This is a genomic window from Amycolatopsis sp. NPDC005003, assembly GCF_053600695.1.
This window is the reverse complement of record NZ_JBSGAI010000008.1, coordinates 18,430-36,539: the sequence shown is the minus strand read 5'-3', so window position 1 is coordinate 36,539 and position 18,110 is coordinate 18,430. Positions and strand designations below refer to the sequence as shown.

Here is an 18,110-nt window from a genome sequence, read left to right as displayed (position 1 = left end):
GCCGGGCGTCGGCGTGCTGCTACCGATCCGCTGCGACCGGCTGGAGCAGCTGGTTCCGCGCCACGATCGCCTCCTCGGTGAGTGGCACCAGCAGCGCGCCACCGCCTTCGACCGTTCCCTGGGCGAACTCGACGTAGGGTCGTTGGCGTGCTTCGTACCGCGGGAACGCCGTGACGTGGTCTCCGGCCGACCGTTCGAGTTCCTCGGCGAGGAACTGGGCCCCGGTCAGCGCCAGGGACGTGCCTCGGCCCGCGAGCGGGGACGCGCAGTGGGCGGCGTCGCCCACGAGCGCGACCCGGCCCCGGTGCCAGGTGGGCAGGTGGATCTGGCTGATCGAGTCGAAGTAGAGGTCGGGATCGGCGCGCACCGCGTCGAGGATCGTCTGGACTTTCCACGAGCGGCACTCGGAGAACTGGTCGAGCAGGATCTTCTTCTGCGCTTCGACGTCGCGGTGGTCGTAGTCGAGACGGGCGGATGCGAACATCAGCAGACCGATCGCCCTGTCCTTGAACCGGGCTATGCCGGCCAGGTGTCCGGGATAGCTGTACATGGGGTTGATCCGCTCGGCTTCGGCGTCGGCCTCGGCGGGCATGTCGACGATGGCGGTGTAGAGGCCGAGGTGCCGGATCCACTCCTGCTCCGGGCCGAACACGAGCCGTCGCACGGCCGAGTGCATCCCGTCGGCGCCGAGGACGAGATCGAAGCTGTCCCGGTCACCGGAGGCGAACTCCACGTCCACCCGGTCGTCGTGTTCGGTGAGCGCGTTGATCGACTCGCTCAGGCGCAGGTCGACGGATTCCGGCAGGGCGTCGGCGAGGATCCGGGACAAGTCCTCGCGGGCGATCTCGATGTCGTCGGCCGAGTCGCCGATGTCGTCGGGCAACCGGCCCACGGCCGTGCCGTTCTCGTCGACGAAGTGCACCTGCTCGGTCATCCGGATCCGTGCGTCGCGGACCGCCGGCAGGATGCCCATCTTCTCGACGACCCCGATCGCGTCGCCGCGGACGTCGATGGGCGAACCGTTGCCCCGGAGCCGATCGGCCCGCTCGACGATCGTGACGTGGTGCTCTCGCACCCCGAGGGCACGCCCGAGCGAGAGACCGGCGACACCCGCGCCGGAGACGAGGATCTTCATGTGCGTTCTCCAAAAGGTGATGATGAGCGGGATGGTCAGCGCGACGGGTGGGCGAGCACGAAGTCGCGCAGCAACCGGGCGGTGTCTTCGGCGAACTCGACCGTGAACCCGTGCCGCGCGCCCGGAATCACCTCCAGCCTCGCCCGGGGTATGGCGTCGGCGATCTTCCGGCCGACTTCGGGAGTGGCCGCGGGGTCGTCCTCGCCGTAGATGAGCAGGGTGGGCGCCGTGATCTCCGGCAGACGTGCGGTGAGATCGAAGCCGGGGATCGCGGCCAAGCGCCGTGCGTCCGCCTCCGGTGAGCGGTGGACCAGCAGCGACCGGAGCTCGGCCACGACCTTCTCGTCCGCCCGCCCGCGTTCGGACAGGGCGAAGGCGAGCATCCGCTCATCGCGCAGCGACGGCGGCAGTCTGACGATCTCGGACGCCGCGGGCGCCCGCAGGGCCGACGCGTCGGAGAACGTGGCGCCCACGGTCAGCGACTGCACGACTTCGGGCGCCGACACCGCGACCTGCAGCGCGATGAAGCCGCCGAACGACGACCCGAAGATGTGGGCTCGTTCGTACCCGAGCGCCCTGACCAGCGCGGCGCAGTCCTCGGCCAGGTCGGGGATGCCGTACGGGGCCGGCGGGTTGGTCGACGCCCCGGAGTCGCGCTGGTCGTAGGCGATCGCACGGATGCCGTCGCCGAGCAGGGGCCGGAACGTGTCGTACTGGATGCGGCTGCTTTCGCCGCCGTGCAACAGGATCACCGGCTCCCCGGCACCGGATTCCGCGTAGGCGATCTCGATCCCGTTGGCCTTCACCGCGCCCGAAGACGTGGTCACGTTCATCCGGTCGTTCCCGGACCGCGGCGTGTTGTCCGAGGGGCTCGGACAGGAGGATCTCACAAGCTTACTTCCTTAAAGAGACAGTTTGTCTCTTTAAGCTAACCGAGATCCGCCGGGGTGTCCAGCCGGGGGCGGATGTGAGAATCAACGGCGTGCAGGAGGACGGGGAGACCGGAGAGACGACCGATGCCGGCGCGCGAACGGCGGCGCGGCCGGGTGGTCGCAACGCTCGGGTGCGCTCGCAGATCCTCGCGGCGACGACGGAGCTCGTCGCCCGCCACGGGGTGACCGGGCTGCGCTACGACGAGATCGCCGAGCTCGCCGGCGTCAACAAGAACAGCGTCTACCGGAACTGGCCGGACCGCGTCGAGCTCGTTCGCGACGCGCTGTCGCAGTACGCGAAGGATTCCGCGTCACTGCACGACTCCGGCGACCTCCGCCGCGATCTCGTCGACTTCCTGGTGGAGTTCTCCGAACGCCTGTCCAGCCCGATCGGCCGGGCCCTGGCGCAGGCCGGCATCGCCGCTCCCGTGAACGAGGACCTCGACCAGGCTGTCCGGGCCGTTTACGACCAGCAGTTCGCCGCCGCCCGCCGCCGCTTCGACAATGCCGTCGACCGGGGAGAGATCCCACCCGTCGACAGCTACTTCCTCACCGAGTTGCTGTCCGGGCCGGTGTACCTCTATGTCAACCGGCGACGCCGGCCCTTCACCCGCGAGGTGGCCCAGAAGATCGTCGACGTCGTGTTGGCCGGACTCCACGCCACCACGCCGTAGATCCGCGTGCGCGTGGGGGTTGGCCGATCACGGCCGCTCACGCCTTCGTCAGCTGCCATTGCTGGTTGGTGCCGCCGTGGCACGACCAGAGGATGATCTTGGTGCCGGCCGCGGTGCCGGCGCCGTCGGCGTCCAGGCAGAGGCCGGACTGCACACCGGTGATGGTGCCGTTCGAGCCGACGTTCCACTGCTGGTTCGCCTGGCCGTGGCAGTCCCAGATGATCACCCGGGTGCCGTTGGCGGTGCCCTGACCGTTGGCGTCGAGGCACTTGGTGCCGTACACCTGGAGCTTCCGGTCGGAGGTGTAGGTCCAGCGTTGCCCGTCGACGCTCCGGCAGTCCGCCAGCTGCACCTGGGTTCCGTTGGCGGTGGACCCGTTCGGCACCTCGACGCACCGGCCGGACCCGCTGCCCGCGATCCGGACGCCTTGCTGGGGGTTGCTCCCCCCGGGCGGGGCGTACCCGGCGGCGGTGATGTTGGCCTGCACGGCCTCTTCGGTGGCGTTCGACGGGTAGCCGGAGGTCAGGACGCCCTCGTAGAAGGTGCCGGCACCGGAAACGCTGTTGTCCCCGCCGATGCCGAGGAGGATCGCCCCCTGCTTCTTCATCGGGTGGTAGCCGTTGGGACGCGGCCCGTCGAACACGGTGGACAAGCCGCCCGACTGCGCGTTCCCGCTCCGGATGGCCCAGTGGTTCGGCTCGCCCTTGACGACGGCGGTCACGAAGCGGTGGTTGACGCTCGGGTTGGGGTTGTGGCCCGCATTCACGCCGGAGAACAGCCCCCACTCCAGGTCGGCCATGACCCACGGGCCGTTGCCGTCCCCGTAGCCCCATTGCCGGTCGGCTCCGAAGTAGACGGTCTCCATGATGGCGGGCGCGTCGGCCTTGTTGGTCGTCTGCGCGTTGCCGTAGTCGAAGCAGCACCAGTTGTTGTAGTGGATGCCGTCGACGACGGCGTAGATGCCCTCCGGCTGGTCGCCGGTCGCGACGCCGTTGGTCTTGTTGTTGCGGTAGCCGGTGCCGGGGGAGATGTAGACGCCGTACGCCTTCTGCCCGCCGATGGTGACCGGGGCCGCGGTCGCGTCGGCGAGGTTGTCCCACCCGCCGGGCGCGGGCCCGGGCCAGGTGCCGGGCGGCGCCTGCGTGAGGTGGTTGCCCCGGCCCGACTGGTCGTAGATGACGGTGACGAGACACGTGGTGCCGGCGCAGAACGAGTCTTGGGCGGCGGCATCGGCCGAACCGCCCGCGCTGGGCGGGCCGATGTCTCGCACGCTGTTGTCCGACGCCCGCTTGACCTGGTAGAGCGGGCCGTTGTACGCGCCGTACAGCGCCCGGGTGGTGCTGTGTGCCGCCACGCACGGTGTACCGCCCGAGGCGTAGATGTCGCATGGTCCGGTCGTGGCGGCCTGGGCGGCGGGCAGGACGGGGGTTCCCAGGGCGACGGCCAGCGCGAAGGTGGTCGCGAACCGGCCGAATCGGTTTGTCATAGCTGCCGGTACCTTTCGTGCGTGCCCTGGTGGGCCGTGATGTGCGTGCCTCGCGAAGCGGAATGAGCACGCACCGAAGCAGGCGTGCGCGACGGAAGCGGGTGGCCGGCCCCGGGCTGATCTGTACTCGGGCACTGTCGCACGGACAGTCGTCGAACCGGTTCGACCGGATGCTACGACCCGGACGCGAAAGTGGTCAACGGCAGGGTTCCTGCCCGTCCCCGGACCTGGGGCTCGGGCAGGAAAGTTTCACAGTCAGGTGTCTTGGGGAGGACAAACCGCCGTCCGGCACGGTGGAGACGCGGACTGCGGGCATCCCGCGCCGGCCCTTGTGTGCCGGGCTGTGGTGGACGAGGCTGCAGAGCGGTCGATCCTGGAGGTGCGGGATGAAGTCCTGGACGGTTCTGCGCGGTGCCGTGGTCGCCATGGCGTTACCGGCTCTCCTGGCGAGCGCCGCAACGGCCGCGGCGCACCCCGACCGCGGTGGTCACGGCCGGGGGATCGACCACATCGTGGTGATCTACGAGGAGAACCACAGCTTCGACAACCTGTTCGGCGGCTGGGAAGGTGTCGACGGTCTCCGGCACGCCCGCCCGCAGACCCAGGTCGCGCCGGACGGCCGGGCGTTGCCGTGCCTGCCGCAGAACGACGTGAACCTCACTTCGCCGCCGCTGCCGGTTACGTGCACGGGGACGATCGGGGCGACGCCGGTCAGCTCGGCGTTCGCCAACCGTCCGTTCGAGATCGATCGCCACATCGGACCCGCCGACACCACGTGCCCGGCGCCGGGGGTGTTCCTGCCCAACGGCGTCCTCAAGGGGCAGGGGCTGCCCGGCGGCTGCACCCGGGATCTGGTCCACCGCTTCTACAACGAGCAGTACCAGATCGATGGCGGCGCGATGGACCGCTACGTCGCGGGCAGCGACGCCGTCGGGCTGACCATGGGCCACTACGACACCCGCGGTCTGCCGATCTACGAGTACCTGCACGGCCGGCACGCGCCGGACTACGTGGTCGCCGACCACTTCTTCCAGGGTGCGTTCGGCGGGTCGTTCCTCAACCACCAGTGGCTGATCACCCCGAACACGCCGGTCTGGCCGGGGGCGGTGCGGGACGGCGGAGCCGACGACCTGCACTCGGTCGTGGGGCCGGACGGGTTCCCCGCGGGCACCCCGCTGCACCCGGCGACGCCCGGCACGGCCGACCGGGCGCTGACCCAGGCCGCGAACGCCGACGGCAGCTGTGTCGTCCCCGCGAGCGTGGGGGCGCCGCCGGCCGGGACGGTGTGCGGCGACTACGCGGTCAACACCGTCCAGCCGCCGTATCAGCCGTACCAGCCGGGCACCCCGGCGTCGCGGCGGCTGCCGCCGCAGACCACGCCGACCATCGGCGACCGCCTGTCGGCCGCGAAAGTGGACTGGGCCTGGTACTCCGGCGGCTGGGACAACGCCAACGGCAACGTCGGCGGCCCCGGCTGGACCAACGGCACCACCCCGGGCACCTGTACCAGCCCGCGCACCGCGACGGGCGCGGTCTACCCGAACTGCCCCGACGCCACCTTCCAGTACCACCACCAGCCGTTCAACTACTACGCCAGCCTGGCGCCCGGTACCGCGGCCCGCGCCGCCCACCTGCGCGACGAGGTCGAGTTCGTCAGCGCCGCCAAGGCGGGGCACCTCAAGCCGGTGAGCTTCGTCAAGCCGGTCGGCGAGGAGAACGAGCACCCCGGCTACGCCAGCGAGGACGCCGGCAGCCGCCACCTCGTCGACCTGATCAAGGCCGTGGAGAACGGCCCGGACGCCGAGCACACGCTGATCGTGGTCACCTACGACGAGTTCGGCGGCCAATGGGACCACGTGGCACCCCCGGCCGGCCGGCACGCCGCCGCCGACCAGTGGGGGCCGGGCACCCGCATTCCCGCCCTGCTGATCTCGCCGCAGCTGCGCCGGCCGTTCGGCGTGGACCACACCTCCCACGACACCACGTCGATCATGGCCACCATCGAACACCGCTTCCACCTGGCTCCCTTGGGCAGCCGCGACGCACGGGTGGCCGACTTGCTCGCCTCCTGCAGCTGACGGGTGCCCGAGGTGTCGATTTCGGGATAGGTGTCACCGCGGACGCGATCCGGAGGGTGGTGCGCGCCGCCGGCAGCGATCAGTTGCTGCGCTGCCGCCCGCACTGTGCAGGCGGCGCCAGCAGCTCGGCTTCCACTTCGTCGGCCAGGGAGGTGGTCAGCCGACGTCGCAGCACCGGATCGCGATGTGCCGCGAGCAGGGCAGGCACGAGCGTGCGACTGGCGTGTGCAAGTCGCTCAGTTGCCTGGCTTCGCCGCCGCTTCGCTCAAGGTCTTGAGCGCGCGGGTGTGGTTGACGAGATCGCGAAGGGAAGCCGGCACGAACTCGGCGACCCGGCGTGCCCACTCGGAGCGTTCGACGAGTTCGCCGGTGGGGTCGAGCAGCCGGTCGGCGTGGGCGAGGGGGAGGCTCTGGGCCAGGGGAAGCATGCCAGCTTTGCTCAGCGCCAGCCGCAGGTGCTGGCCGGCCAGAGCGCCACCGTGCGCATTGGTGGAGTAGGACACGATCGAGGCGGGTTTGCCGGCGGCCTCGGTGGCCAGGAAGTCCAGGGCGTTCTTCAACGCGGCCGGGGGAGCGTGGTTGTACTCGGGCGTAAGGAAAACATAGGCGTCGGCGGCCGCCATGGCGCTGAGCCAAGCGCGCACGGCCGGGGAGGGCCGGCGGTCGTGGTTGGCCAGCGGTGCGAGCGGCTCGTCGAAGAACGGCATCGGGTGGTCGGCCAGGTCGAGCACGGTGAACTCGGCGCCGTCGACGAGCGCGGCTTTGCCCATGACGAATCGGCAGACGCGGCCGCCGAGCCGTCCGGGGCGGGTGCTCCCGAGGATGACCTCGATCCTCATCGCCGCTCCTCGGTCTCCAGGAGTTCGCACATCGTCTTCAGAGTCTGGATCGTGGTGGCCATGGCGGCATCGGTCAGGTGCTCGCGGCCGAGGCGCTCGTACTCGCGTTGCACGGCCAGCCCTTCCGTCACGAGGGACCGGCCTGCGGGGGTGAGTGTCAACGCGTGCTCACGGCGGGACGCAGACGAGGTCGTGACGGCCAGCCATCCCCGTTGCCGGGCGGTCTCGACGTGTCGGCTGACCGCGCCCTTCGTCAGGCTCAGGAGATCGGCGATCTCTTGCTGCGACGGGGGGACTTCGCCGGCGTCGGCGATCGACCGCAGCACGAGGAACAGGGTCCGTCCGATGCCGATCCGCTGCTGGAACCGGCGATCGCCGGCCCGTTCGCTCAGCAACGCGGCCCGGTGCAGGTATCGCATCAGGTCCCGGTGCAGGGAGAGTTGCTGCTTCACGGTGACAGTCTATATGTGAACAGTCGATACGTGAACTATCAGTTCCGGTCGCCGCGCCGCAGGGGTTCTCCGCGGCTGAAGCAGCCGGTTCATCTCGGCGAGTTTCCGGCTCAGCCCAGCACCGTGCCCGAGTTCGCGGCGTTTCGGTTGCGCTTGCGGGAGAACGCACCCAGGTCGATCTCCAGGCCGGTGCGCGGGGCCCGGAACCGGACCGTAGCGTGGTCGCGCCGTTCTCAAGCGCACCCCGACCGTGAAGTCGGAACCCACGCCGGCCAACCGGTTCACCGCACCCGACCAGGGCCGCCGCGTTGACCACGACGGCACAGGCGGCGAGGCTCGGGTCCGAGACGTAACCGGCATCCGGGGTGTACACGCCACCGAGCGAGTGTTTCGCGTCCTCCCAGAATTCTTCGTCGTCGAGCCGCTTCGGCGGCCAGTAGCGGCCGGCGTCGATGCCCGGAACGCGCTAGGCCAGAGCCACGACGTCCGCGGAGCTGCCTCGACGTCAAGCATGACCAGCCCGCTCTTGCGGAACACCGCGAGGTCGCCGACATCGTGCCCGAGGTGGCCGGCCCAGTCGAGCCAACCGAAGTGCGCCTCCCACGCCGTCGCCACCCCGGCGGTGGTGGAAAAGTTGAACCGGACGATCGCACTCGATGCCGAGGTCGGCCCCTGCCCCGCCCCCGGAGCCCGGTCGAGCACGATCACCCGGTGCCCCGCCCGGGCGAGCTCGAGGGCGATCGACGAGCCGATCACCCCGGCCCCGATCACGACCACATCGATACTCGGGCGCTCACCGGGCACGGCAGGTCCTGAGGTAGCTGAGGAACGAGGCCTGCAGGCCGGTCACGTGCGTTTCGCGCAGGACCGCGCTGGTGACCGCTCCGCCGCGGGCGGTCAGGCGGTGCAGGACGGTAGCGGCGTTCTTCGTGAGGTTCTGGTAGACGGGCAAGTCTCCGAGGAGCTCCCGGTCGTTGACGGTCAGGTGGAGCTTGGCGAAAGGCAGGCTGTCACCCATTTTTTCGAGCATCGCGAAGATCTGGCTGTCTTCACCGACGACACCGGGGCTGCCCGCTCCGATGGTCTCGAAGAGCGTGTTGCCGGTGAGCCAGGTGTAGAGGCTGAAGAGCCCGCCGTAGGAGTAGCCGAAGAGGCCGTGACCGCTCGCGGCTGTGCCGTAGTCGCGTTCGATGCGCGGGTGAAGTTCCCCGGTGAGGAAGCCCAGGAACGCATCGGCGTGGGTTTGCTTCAATTCGGCGAGGTAGGCGTCGGCTTCTTCGCGGGTCATCGCGCCCGTCCGGATTGCCGTCTCCACGGCGTCGACGAACTCCTGCGCGACGGGTTCGCCGGGTGGCACGAGATCTCTGTTGCGCAGCCGTGCCCAGTGCTGCGCGTCCTCGCCCGCGTAGCCGACGCTGACCTGGATGTAGGGCCGGATCTGCTGCATGGGGTCTTTCTGGGTGACGATGAGCGGAGCCGTCATGCCCACGGCCCAGTTGCCGTCGAGTACGTACACGGCAGGCGTTTGCGTCGTGGCGGGGTCGTAGCCCGGTGGTGTGGTGACCCAGACGCCGTAGTCGTGCCCGTTGCCGGAACGCAGCTCGAAGTAGTCGGTGTCGGCGAGGCAGCCCTGCCACATGGTGCTCATCGAAGGTCCTTCACGATTCGGCCGGCCTGGAGGACGAGGACGGCATTGGCGGGATCGGCGAACGGCTCCGGGTCTTCGACCGGGTTGCCGTTCCACAACACGAGGTCTGCCTGCGCGCCGGGAGCGATGACCCCGACTTGGCCGGACAGGCCGAGAATTCGGCGTTGGTCTTGGTGGCCGCCACGAGGGCGTCCATGGGTGTTTCGAGCTTCGCGCGCAGCCTGAGCTCTTCGCCCCGGCGGTCCTGCGCCGGGCCGATGAGATCGGAACCCAGCCCGATCCGCACTCCGGCCTCCTTGGCGGCAGCGAGCGCCTCGGTCATCCGCTCGCGAACACCCAGCACCCGATCGCGGGTCGATGCGTCGAGGCCCGCTCCGGCGGTGTCGTGCAGCAACTGCTCGACGACGGCGAACGTGGGCACGAGCGCCACCCCGCGAGCAGCCATCAGGGTGGCCGTGGCTTCGTCGAGGTCGGTGCCGTGCTCGACGCAGCGCGCCCCGGCCTCGACCGCGTTCCGGATGCCGTCGTTGTTGTGGGCGTGCACCGTCACGTAGGTGCCCCGCGCCGCGGCTTCCTGCACGGCGACGGCGATTTCCCCGACGGTGAACTGAGTGTCGGTCAGCCGGTCGTGCGCGCCGACCACGCCACCGGTCACGCAGAGCTTCAGGAAGGAGGCTCCGCGGCGGAAGGCCTCGCGCACGTTGCGCCGCAGCTCGTCCGCGTTGCCGGACATCATGGACAGTGCGCACAGGCCGGGCAGGTGGTGGCTGTTCCACAGCGCGGTGGGTTCCCAGTCGGCGCCGTAGTAGCCGTGCCCGCCGATCTGGCACTGAACCGGCCCGCACGACAGCACGCGCGGCCCCCTGACCTTGCCCTTCGCGATCGTTGTCACGAGGCCGCCGTCCACTCCGCCGGTGTCCCGCACGGTGGTGAAGCCGGCGTCGAGTGTCGCGCCGGCCGCGGTGAAGATGTCCGCCGCGAGCTCGGCGGCGCTGATCCGGAACGAGAACTGCGGCTGGATCGGGCTCGACAAGCCCAAGTGGACGTGCGCGTCGATCAGGCCGGGCGTCATCGTCAGGCCGCCGGCATCGAGGCGCTCGCCGCGTGCGCCGGAGGCACCGACCTGGGTGATCCGCCCGTCTTCGATGTCGACGTCGACGTCGACCGGGTCGCGACCCGACCCGTCGACGACCGTCGCGCCGACCACCTGGAACCGTCCCACGAGCCGTTCCCTCCACTGGCGCTTCTCTTTTCCAATGGATAAACTGTGAGAGTGATCGTGTCAAGCACGGAACGCAACGGCGACGCCCGCGAGCGTCTCCTGGCCCGGCTTCTCGACGCCTTCGGGGAGGCCCTTCCCGCACCGGAGGTGTCGCTCCGCGAGATCGCCGCCAGGGCCGGGACCAGCCACGCCCTCTTGCGGTACCACTTCGGGTCACTCCCGGGCGTCTTGGCGGCCATGCTCAAGGCGCAGCGATCTCGCGACAACGAGGCACTGCTCAAGGCCGCCCGGCAAGGCACCTTCGACGACCTCGTCGTGGCGATCTGGCGGACCTACACCCGCCCGGAACAGCTGTCGCGTGTCCGTGGCTTCTTCCACGTCGTAGGACTGGCCGCGTACGACCCAGAGGACTTTCGTGAGTTCATCGACTCGCTCGACGACCTGACCAAGATGCTGGCCTCGCTCGCGGAACGCGAAGGACTCGACGCCGAGGAGGCGCTGACTTTGGCCGTCGTCACCGTTGCCGCGATGCGTGGCCTGCTCTTGCAGGAGGTTCTGACGCCCACCGCCCACTCGGAGGATGCGGTCGCCATGATCCTGCGCATGAGCAGGGACCGATCCGTTCCCCGGACCCCTCCGGGGCCTTGAGCAGGGAGCTGTCTTTCGCCACCAGATAAGTCTTTTCGACGTTTACCCGTCACGCACTCGTCGAACCGGTTTGACACGACTTCGGTGCCTGCGCCGGCCGCCATGACAGCCTGCCACCCCGCTCGTCGACTGACCGGAGGTGGGTGCGCGGTGGCGAGCCCACCGGCCGGCAGGGATCGGCAAGCTGCTCACATGTTCGTTCGCCGTCCCTCGCCGGCGTGTTCGCCGCTGGTCGCGCGACCTGGTCGTGGATGGCCGTGTCGAGGTCGGTGGCGGTCAGGCCGAAGGTGTCCGCCGTCTCTGTCGCGTCCATGTGGAATGGTGCGTACCACTGGTAGTCCATCTCGGCCATCTCGCGGGCGATGGGGACGACCAGCCCGGCCGTGCGCATCACGAAGCGTGGCAGCTGGATCAGTTCGATCGGCGGCCGGCTCGCGGCGACGGCGTAGCGTCGTGCGAGCTCGCGGATGGTGACGGCCGGCGGGGATGGCACGTGCCAGGCTCGGCCCCATGCGCGTTCGTCCTCGGCGAGCGTCACCAGGGTTCTGGCCATGTCGCCGTTGAAGGTGAAGGTGTGCGGCATGTCCAGGTGCCCGGTGATCCACGCGGCACGGCCCTTCTCCAGCGCTGGGGCGATCAGCAGGGAGTAGATGCCGTTGGTGTCCTTGCCGATGTAGTCGGAGCCGCGGACTTCGACGGTGCGGATACCGGCGGCGAGGGCCTGTTCCCACATCCGTTTGCGCAGGCGGCCCTTGCGCCCGGTGGCGGCCAGGGGAGTGTGCTCGTTCATCCGGTCGCCGGGCTGCGGTCCGTAGGCGTAGAGGCTGCCGGCCGAGTTCCGGCAGGCCGCCGAGGAGCCCGGTATCGACCGGCGCCTGCTGCGCATCGCGTCCGAGTACGTCCGGTTCGCCGGCGAGCACCCCCACCTCTACGAGGTCATGAACGGCACCGTGGTCGACGCGGACGAGCGCCGGCACGCCGCGGAACCGGCCATCGCCGTCCTGAAGGAACTGCTCGCCGCCTGGTCGGACGCACACGACGTGGTCTTGGCCGACCCCGATGAGGCCTGCGAAATCATCTGAGGCACGCTCTACGGCATAGCCTCGCTCGGCTGTCTCGGTACCGTCGGCAACGAGCGCGCCCAGCGGCTCGCCGAGCAGGCGCTCCGCGCGATCCTGCTCGGCTGGCGAACCGAGGCACCGGCGAACAGGTAGTCCGGCACCGAGATACCGCCCGTGGACCCCGGCGGTGCCGTCACAGTCGTGAGGCTGTCCGGATCAGCTCGGCGAGAACGCGGGAGCGGCTGTGCGCCGGCCAGACGATGTGGGTCGTGACCGGCGGAGCGTCGCTCAAGGGGACGGCCGCGTGCTCCTCCCACAGCCACGTGCGCGCGGACTCCGGGAAAGCCGCCACGGTGCGGCCGAGGGCGATCAGCTGGGCCAGCTGGGTCTGGTCGTGGATTTCGGGTCCCGGGCCGGGCTGGTGGGTGCCGTTGCCGGCCCAGCGGGCGAGCGGGAGATCGGGCACGTCCGCGATGTCGTTCAGGGACAACGTCTTCCGTTTGGCCAAGGGGTGTCTGGCGGGCAGGATCGCCACCTGCGGCTCCGTCATCAGTGCGACGCTGTCGAACCCGGTCAAGGAGTTGTACGGCGTGTGCATGAGCGCCACGTCGGCGCGGCCGTCGCGCAGCATCTCCTCCTGCTCGCACGTTCCGCTCGGCAGGACCTCGATCTCGGCGGCGCCGGGCTCGGCCGCGTAGGCGTCGAGGAGCTTGTTCAGCAGTTCGTGGAACGCGCCCGCCTTCACCGCCAGCACCAGCCGGCCGCGGGAGCCGTCCTGGTCGCCGGCGCGGCGGGTGCGACGGACCGCGGCGGCCGTCGCGTCGAGCGCCACCCGGCCCTCCTGCCGCAGGATTTCCCCGGCGCCGGTCAGCGAGACACCGCGGCGGTTGCGCTCCAGCAGCGTGACGCCGAGACGCCGCTCGAGCTGCTGGATCGCCCGGGACAACGGGGGCTGGGCGATGCCGAGGCGTTCGGCGGCCCGGCCGAAGTGCAGTTCGTCGGCGACGGCGATGAAGTACCGCAGCTCGCGGGTCTCCAAAGTGTCCATGCCACAGGGTAGCTGTGATACCTCGCGAGTATCACAGCGCACCGGATCGGTGTTGGCCGCCGCGCCCGCCGGCGGGTGAGGATCGACGGCATGAGCACTGATCAACTCGAACTTTCCCTGCCCGGTGGCACCTGGTCCCTGGGCGAGCTGACCGTGACCCGGTTCGGCTACGGCGCCATGCAGCTGGCCGGCCCCGGGGTCATGGGGCCGCCCGCCGACCGCGAAGGCGCGCTCGCCGTCCTGCGCAAGGCCGCCGACCTCGGCATCACCCACTTCGACACCTCCGGCGCCTACGGCCCGCGCGTCACCAACGAGCTGATCCGCGAGGCGCTGCACCCCTACCCCGACGAGCTGCACATCGTGACCAAGGTCGGCGCGCGCCGCGACGAACAGGGCGGCTGGCCCCCGGCGCGGCAGCCGGCCGAACTGCGCCGGGCTGTTCACGAGGACCTGGAGACCCTCGGCGTCGAGCGGCTCGACCTGGTCAACCTCCGCCTCGGCAACGCGCAGGGACCGCAGCCCGGCTCGCTCGCCGAAGCGTTCGAAACCCTGGTCGAGCTCCAGCGTGACGGCGTGATCCGGCACCTCGGCGTTTCCAACGCCACGCCGGAGCAGGTCGCCGAAGCGCGGGCGATCGCACCGATCGTGTGCGTGCAGAACATGTACAACCTCGCGTATCGGCACGACGACGGGCTGATCGACGCCCTCGCGAGCGACGGCATCGCCTACGTGCCGTTCTTCCCGCTCGGCGGGTTCAGCCCGCTGCAGTCCTCGACGCTGTCGGCCGTCGCCACCCGATCGGGCAAGACGCCGATGTCGATCGCCCTGGCCTGGCTGCTGCACCGGGCACCGAACATCCTGCTCATCCCGGGCACCTCGTCGGTCGTGCACCTGACCGAGAACATCGCGGGCGCGGCAACCACCCTGTCCGCCGACGATCTGGCCGAGCTGGACCGAATCGGCCGGCCGTGATTCCGGTAGCGCGCGGGTTTGCCCGGGCCAGGACCTGAGGTCGACTGACACGCCGGCCCTCCGGTGTCCACTGTGGCCTTAAGGGCGCTGAGGGCGGCGGCCGCGTGGTCACGCCAGTCGGCAACAGCGCCGGCCGCGGCGGCGATGTCCTTGGTGATCAGCCGGGCGATCGGCCGGCGGTTGATGAGATAGCCACGTTGCACGAGCCCGGCGAACAGCCCGACGGCACCGAGCAGGATTGCCCAGGCCCAGCCGGCCGCGGTGGTGAGCGTGAGTGCGACATCCGTGCCGGCGAGGGTGATCGTGCCGGTGTAAGGCGTTGGTCGGCCGCACTCAGACACCGCGGTATCACGCGGAGGCTGCCGGCTGAGGTCCCGGTTCACCGGCGTCGACGACACCTGCATGTGCGCTTTCAAACGACTTGTTCGAAGCCCGGCACACTCCCGTAGAACTGAGTTCCGGCGCGGCCCGGGTCGTCAGCGGGCCCGGGCGGTGGCGGTCTGGTCGCGACCGTGGTCTTTGGCGCGGTACACGGCGTCGTCGACGGCCAGCAGCAGGGTGGTGAGGTCGCGGCCGTGGTCGGGGAACACCGCGGCGCCGACGGAGGCGGTCAGCGTGATCACGGCGTCCGCGCCGGTGCGGCGGTCGGTGGCGGGCACGGTGATCGCGGCGATCGCGGCGCGGATCCGCTCGGCGACCGCGGTGAGTGTCGCGGGGTCGAGTCCGGGCAGCAGGATCACGAATTCTTCGCCGCCCCAGCGGCCGGCCAGGTCCGGGCCGTGGCCACGGACGCAGCCGCGGAGCGCGTCGGCCACGGCCCGGAGTGCGGCGTCGCCGGCGATGTGCCCGAACCGGTCGTTGATCTGCTTGAAGTGGTCCAGGTCCAGCAGGAGCAGCCCGACATGGCCGCCGAGGCGGTGGGCGCGGTCGAGTTCCCGTTCGGCCACCTCGTGCCACCAGGTGGCGTCGGCGAGCTGGGTGCGCCGGTCGGTGCGCGCGGCGTGCTGGAACTGCGGCAGCAGCAGCCCCAGGTGCAGGCCGATGACGAGGACCAGCACGAACACCAGCGTCCAGGGACGGGTCACGGCAACCAGCGCGTAGACGTAGCCGAGGCCGATCGCGGCGGCGATGATCAGCTGGTCGCTGGCCGGGCCGAGCGCGCGGTGGGCGGGCAGGTCGGGGTGGTCCATCATGATCGCGATGACGACCAGGCCGTAGTTGACCAGCCGGTAGATCGCGCCGGCCAGCACGATCGCGGCGACGCCGCGCGGTCCGTCGAGCACGGTGATGTAGGGCGCGGTGGCGGCCGGGTAGAGCGCCGAGAGCGCGAGCGTCGCGCCGGCCACGCCGAGCACGACGGTGGAGGCGGAGAAGACCTTGCGGTGGACCGGGGCGCGGCGGGCGAAGACGCGGAACCACTCGTAAGTGAAGGTGACGGCGATGAGGATGGCCTGCAGCGGCAGGGGCAGCAGGAGCAGTCCGGCGATGTACCAGGTGGACTGCAGGTGGGTGTAGGGCGTGCCCTCGGGTAGTTCCCGGATCCGCTCCAGCCCTTGGGTGAGTTCCAGGTGCGCGATCGCGCAGGCCAGCAGCAGTCCCAGCCACGCCCAGTCGGTGCCGGTCACCGCGGTGGCGGCCGTGGTGGTGGCCACGACGGCCACGGTCAGGCCGACGATGGCACCTACGTAGGCGATCAGGCTGCGGGGGAGGGCGAGGAAGGCACGCAGCGGGGATTCTCGATCGCGTGACGATGCCTGGCCCACGGCGTGCGGCCCTCCCTCCCCGGAACACAATGTTCACTGTAACCGGATGGCGACGCTCGGTCGTGAGTCATCCGGGTGACCGGATCCGGGCCATCGTGCCCGCGCCACCAGGAGGTACATCGTGATCACCACCCGCACCCAGGCCCAGCCGTCCCGTCGTCCGCGTCCGGGCCGCCCCACCGAGTGGAACCGCTGAGCACCCGGGACGCCGGCGCCGCGGCAGCACTCCCTCGCCGCGGCGCCGGCCGGAATTGCGTCAAGCCAGGTTCGTCCCGGAAGACGCGCCTGCCGATGGCCGGTAACGCCTGCACGGCGAGAAACGTCTTCTTGTGAGCGGCGATGTCGAGCCGCAATGGGCCCCGGCGGCAAGGAACCCCCCGCCTTGCCGCCGGACCCGTGAGCGGCCGATTCACGCGACCACCGCGATGGCTGCCCGCCCCAGCTCTGTGCGCAGTCCGCCCGCCTGACCGCAGCCACGAGTCGCGAAGGGAGCAGCCCGCAGCCTGCCCGCGCCTGCCTGCCACCAAGGCTGGTCCGGGCTCGGCGCCGGTGGCGAGATCACCCCGACCCACCAGCCGGTCAGCTGCCGCAAGTGCCTGCGGCCGGCCGGCGAACCCGACGATCCGGCCCAGCACGCCCTGTTCGCGCTGCCCGACTCCGACGGGCTCAGCAGGTGATCGCCTGTGTCGGCGGAGTCGTGTTGTCGAGCCGCTTGACGTAGGCGCCGCCGCTGCGCCGCGCGCACGCGGCATCCCTGGTGGCGAACGGTCCATTGTAGACGGCGTAGATGCCGGCGCCGTTCAGCTGCTGCCGCAGCGAGCCGCAGCCGGTGGTCGGCGCGTGCAGGTAGGCCGCGCCGGGGTGGGCGTCGAGGAACCGCTGGACGTCGGCGCGGTAGCGGGCCGGGGTGACGGCGGAGCCGAGGACCACGATGAAGGACCCGTCGCACGCGGGTGTGCTCATCGCGGTCGCGAGCCCGAGGTCGGCGCCGGCGGAGACGCTGGTGGCCACGGACGTCCGGACGGTCACCTGGGTGGTCGTGGCCGTCACCGGTGGTGTGGTCGACGGCGGCGGTGTCGACGGTGTTGATGACGTCGAGGGCGGTGTCGTGCCGGCCGTCGTCGTTCCGGCCTGCCAGGAGGGCTTCAGGATCGTGAACCACGCGGCGACGGCCACGAGAGCGAGCAGTGCGACTGCGGCGACCAGCCAGGGCGCCTTCGAAGTCCGCCGCCTTCCGGTCACGGGCGCGACCCGGGTGGCCTGGCGCGTCGGGGGAGCGGTGGCGTGGACCGGGATCGTGCCGCCGAGCGCGGCCCGGGCGGCGTCCGCCAGTTCCGTGACACTGCCGAACCGTGCCGCGGGATCCTTCGCCATGCCCTGGGCGATGACGGCGTCGAACGCCGCGGGCAGGCCGGGCCGCAGGTCGCTCGGCCGGGGCGGCGGCTGGTGCAGGTGGGCGCCGATCAGCGACGCGGCCGTCGTCGCCGCGAACGGCTTGCTGCCGGTCAGGCACTGGTGCAGCACGCAGGCCAGCGAATAGACGTCGACGCGGTGGTCGGTGGGTGCGTCCGTGAAGCGCTCCGGCGCCATGTAGTCGAGCGTGCCGACGGCGCCGCCGGTCGCGGTGAGTTCCGTGCCGGGCCCGGCCGCGCGGGCGATGCCGAAGTCCACGAGGTAGGCGAAGCCGGTCGCGCCGACGAGCACGTTCGACGGCTTGACGTCCCGGTGCACCAGGCCTTCCGCGTGCGCGGCGGCGAGGGCCTGGGCGACCTGCGCGACGACGTCGACCGCCTCGGCGGGGGCCAGCGCGCCGCCCGCGGCCAGCCGGGTGCCGAGGTCGTCGCCCTCGACCAGGCGCATGTCGAGGTAGAGGCGGCCGTCGATCTCGCCGTAGGCGTGGATCGGGATCACGTGCGGCTCGCGCAGCCGCGCCACCGCGTGCGCCTCCCGCCGGAACCGCTCCTGGAATTCGTGGTCGGCGCCGAACTCCGGCGCGAGCAGCTTCAGCGCCACGAAGCGGTCGTGGCGCGTGTCGTAGGCGCGCAGGACCTCGCCCATGCCGCCGCGGGCGATCAGCGACTCGACGCGGTAGGGCCCGAACTGCCAGCTCACGCGTTTCCCTCCACCAGGCACCCGGACACCGGGAAGTCTG

Annotated in this window: 17 protein-coding genes; 5 read left to right on the top strand and 12 right to left on the bottom strand. The window is 70.7% G+C overall.

All coding sequences use genetic code 11. The features are described from left to right. Positions 1 to 19: 19 nt before the first annotated feature. Together ACWED2_RS11780 and ACWED2_RS11775 are read right to left on the bottom strand one after the other, a co-directional pair. Positions 20 to 1,135 (bottom strand): FAD-dependent monooxygenase, encoded by a 1,116-nt coding sequence (locus ACWED2_RS11780; protein ID WP_449690413.1) that lies wholly within the window; start codon positions 1,133 to 1,135, stop codon positions 20 to 22. A 35-nt stretch (positions 1,136 to 1,170) separates the two neighbouring features. Further along, positions 1,171 to 1,968: an alpha/beta fold hydrolase gene (locus tag ACWED2_RS11775; protein WP_449690412.1), complete on the bottom strand. Its 798-nt coding sequence runs from the start codon at positions 1,966 to 1,968 to the stop codon at positions 1,171 to 1,173. Positions 1,969 to 2,117: 149 nt separating this feature from the next. Between ACWED2_RS11775 and ACWED2_RS11770 the strand changes: the two genes are divergently transcribed. After that, entirely contained in the window at positions 2,118 to 2,741 is a 624-nt protein-coding gene (locus ACWED2_RS11770; RefSeq protein WP_449690411.1) for a TetR/AcrR family transcriptional regulator, read from the top strand. Between the two features lie 37 nt (positions 2,742 to 2,778). On the opposite strand, the gene ACWED2_RS11765 is transcribed toward ACWED2_RS11770, so the two are convergent. Then, on the bottom strand, positions 2,779 to 4,227 hold the full coding sequence (locus tag ACWED2_RS11765; protein WP_449690410.1) for an arabinofuranosidase catalytic domain-containing protein: 1,449 nt from the start codon (positions 4,225 to 4,227) through the stop codon (positions 2,779 to 2,781). Positions 4,228 to 4,613: 386 nt separating this feature from the next. On the opposite strand from ACWED2_RS11765, the gene acpA reads away from it, so the two are divergent. Further along, positions 4,614 to 6,305, top strand: a complete 1,692-nt coding sequence (gene acpA / locus ACWED2_RS11760) for an acid phosphatase (protein WP_449690409.1) — start codon at positions 4,614 to 4,616, stop codon at positions 6,303 to 6,305. A gap of 236 nt (positions 6,306 to 6,541) precedes the next feature. Here the strand turns inward: acpA and ACWED2_RS11755 are convergent, their stop codons facing one another. The 5 genes from ACWED2_RS11755 to ACWED2_RS11735 are packed head-to-tail and all read right to left on the bottom strand — an operon-like array spanning position 6,542 to position 10,466. After that, positions 6,542 to 7,144 (bottom strand): NADPH-dependent FMN reductase, encoded by a 603-nt coding sequence (locus ACWED2_RS11755; protein WP_449690408.1) that lies wholly within the window; start codon positions 7,142 to 7,144, stop codon positions 6,542 to 6,544. Then, a complete protein-coding gene (locus tag ACWED2_RS11750) occupies positions 7,141 to 7,596 on the bottom strand; it encodes a MarR family winged helix-turn-helix transcriptional regulator (RefSeq protein ID WP_449690407.1) in 456 nt (151 codons plus the stop codon). Before ACWED2_RS11750 ends, ACWED2_RS11755 begins: the two co-directional genes overlap by 4 nt. A gap of 9 nt (positions 7,597 to 7,605) precedes the next feature. Then, a complete protein-coding gene (locus ACWED2_RS11745) occupies positions 7,606 to 8,367 on the bottom strand; it encodes an FAD-dependent oxidoreductase (RefSeq protein WP_449690616.1) in 762 nt (253 codons plus the stop codon). Between the two features lie 22 nt (positions 8,368 to 8,389). Next, positions 8,390 to 9,244, bottom strand: coding sequence for an alpha/beta hydrolase (locus ACWED2_RS11740; protein ID WP_449690406.1), 855 nt, complete (start codon positions 9,242 to 9,244; stop codon positions 8,390 to 8,392). Between the two features lie 10 nt (positions 9,245 to 9,254). After that, positions 9,255 to 10,466 (bottom strand): amidohydrolase family protein, encoded by a 1,212-nt coding sequence (locus tag ACWED2_RS11735; protein WP_449690405.1) that lies wholly within the window; start codon positions 10,464 to 10,466, stop codon positions 9,255 to 9,257. A gap of 51 nt (positions 10,467 to 10,517) precedes the next feature. Here ACWED2_RS11735 and ACWED2_RS11730 point away from each other — a divergent pair, with 51 nt between their 5' ends. After that, the gene (locus ACWED2_RS11730) at positions 10,518 to 11,114 is read left to right on the top strand and encodes a TetR/AcrR family transcriptional regulator (RefSeq protein WP_449690404.1); all 597 of its coding nucleotides are present in this window, start codon (positions 10,518 to 10,520) and stop codon (positions 11,112 to 11,114) included. A gap of 49 nt (positions 11,115 to 11,163) precedes the next feature. On the opposite strand, the gene ACWED2_RS11725 is transcribed toward ACWED2_RS11730, so the two are convergent. After that, positions 11,164 to 12,000 (bottom strand): hypothetical protein, encoded by an 837-nt coding sequence (locus tag ACWED2_RS11725; protein WP_449690403.1) that lies wholly within the window; start codon positions 11,998 to 12,000, stop codon positions 11,164 to 11,166. Positions 12,001 to 12,052: 52 nt separating this feature from the next. On the opposite strand from ACWED2_RS11725, the gene ACWED2_RS11720 reads away from it, so the two are divergent. Continuing rightward, on the top strand, positions 12,053 to 12,196 hold the full coding sequence (locus ACWED2_RS11720) for a hypothetical protein (RefSeq protein ID WP_449690402.1): 144 nt from the start codon (positions 12,053 to 12,055) through the stop codon (positions 12,194 to 12,196). A 172-nt stretch (positions 12,197 to 12,368) separates the two neighbouring features. On the opposite strand, the gene ACWED2_RS11715 is transcribed toward ACWED2_RS11720, so the two are convergent. After that, positions 12,369 to 13,223 carry a LysR family transcriptional regulator gene (locus tag ACWED2_RS11715; protein WP_449690401.1) on the bottom strand — a complete coding sequence of 285 codons (855 nt, stop codon included), beginning with the start codon at positions 13,221 to 13,223 and terminating at the stop codon, positions 12,369 to 12,371. 90 nt (positions 13,224 to 13,313) lie between these two features. On the opposite strand from ACWED2_RS11715, the gene ACWED2_RS11710 reads away from it, so the two are divergent. Next, positions 13,314 to 14,195, top strand: a complete 882-nt coding sequence (locus tag ACWED2_RS11710) for an aldo/keto reductase family oxidoreductase (RefSeq protein ID WP_449690400.1) — start codon at positions 13,314 to 13,316, stop codon at positions 14,193 to 14,195. Between the two features lie 476 nt (positions 14,196 to 14,671). Here ACWED2_RS11710 and ACWED2_RS11705 read toward each other — a convergent pair whose 3' ends face one another. Together ACWED2_RS11705 and ACWED2_RS11700 are read right to left on the bottom strand one after the other, a co-directional pair. Further along, a complete protein-coding gene (locus tag ACWED2_RS11705; RefSeq protein ID WP_449690399.1) occupies positions 14,672 to 15,958 on the bottom strand; it encodes a GGDEF domain-containing protein in 1,287 nt (428 codons plus the stop codon). Between the two features lie 666 nt (positions 15,959 to 16,624). Further along, on the bottom strand, positions 16,625 to 18,070 hold the full coding sequence (locus tag ACWED2_RS11700; RefSeq protein ID WP_449690398.1) for a serine/threonine-protein kinase: 1,446 nt from the start codon (positions 18,068 to 18,070) through the stop codon (positions 16,625 to 16,627). Positions 18,071 to 18,110: the final 40 nt, after the last annotated feature.

Coding starts and splice junctions, on each gene's coding strand:
- ACWED2_RS11755 (WP_449690408.1), bottom strand. CDS start 7,144: ATGAGGATCGAGGTCATCCTCGGGAGCACCCGCCCCGGACGGCTCGGC.
- ACWED2_RS11740 (WP_449690406.1), bottom strand. CDS start 9,244: ATGAGCACCATGTGGCAGGGCTGCCTCGCCGACACCGACTACTTCGAG.
- ACWED2_RS11775 (WP_449690412.1), bottom strand. CDS start 1,968: ATGAACGTGACCACGTCTTCGGGCGCGGTGAAGGCCAACGGGATCGAG.
- ACWED2_RS11715 (WP_449690401.1), bottom strand. CDS start 13,223: ATGGACACTTTGGAGACCCGCGAGCTGCGGTACTTCATCGCCGTCGCC.
- ACWED2_RS11765 (WP_449690410.1), bottom strand. CDS start 4,227: ATGACAAACCGATTCGGCCGGTTCGCGACCACCTTCGCGCTGGCCGTC.
- ACWED2_RS11725 (WP_449690403.1), bottom strand. CDS start 12,000: ATGCGCAGCAGGCGCCGGTCGATACCGGGCTCCTCGGCGGCCTGCCGG.
- acpA (WP_449690409.1), top strand. CDS start 4,614: ATGAAGTCCTGGACGGTTCTGCGCGGTGCCGTGGTCGCCATGGCGTTA.
- ACWED2_RS11720 (WP_449690402.1), top strand. CDS start 12,053: ATGAACGGCACCGTGGTCGACGCGGACGAGCGCCGGCACGCCGCGGAA.
- ACWED2_RS11780 (WP_449690413.1), bottom strand. CDS start 1,135: ATGAAGATCCTCGTCTCCGGCGCGGGTGTCGCCGGTCTCTCGCTCGGG.
- ACWED2_RS11710 (WP_449690400.1), top strand. CDS start 13,314: ATGAGCACTGATCAACTCGAACTTTCCCTGCCCGGTGGCACCTGGTCC.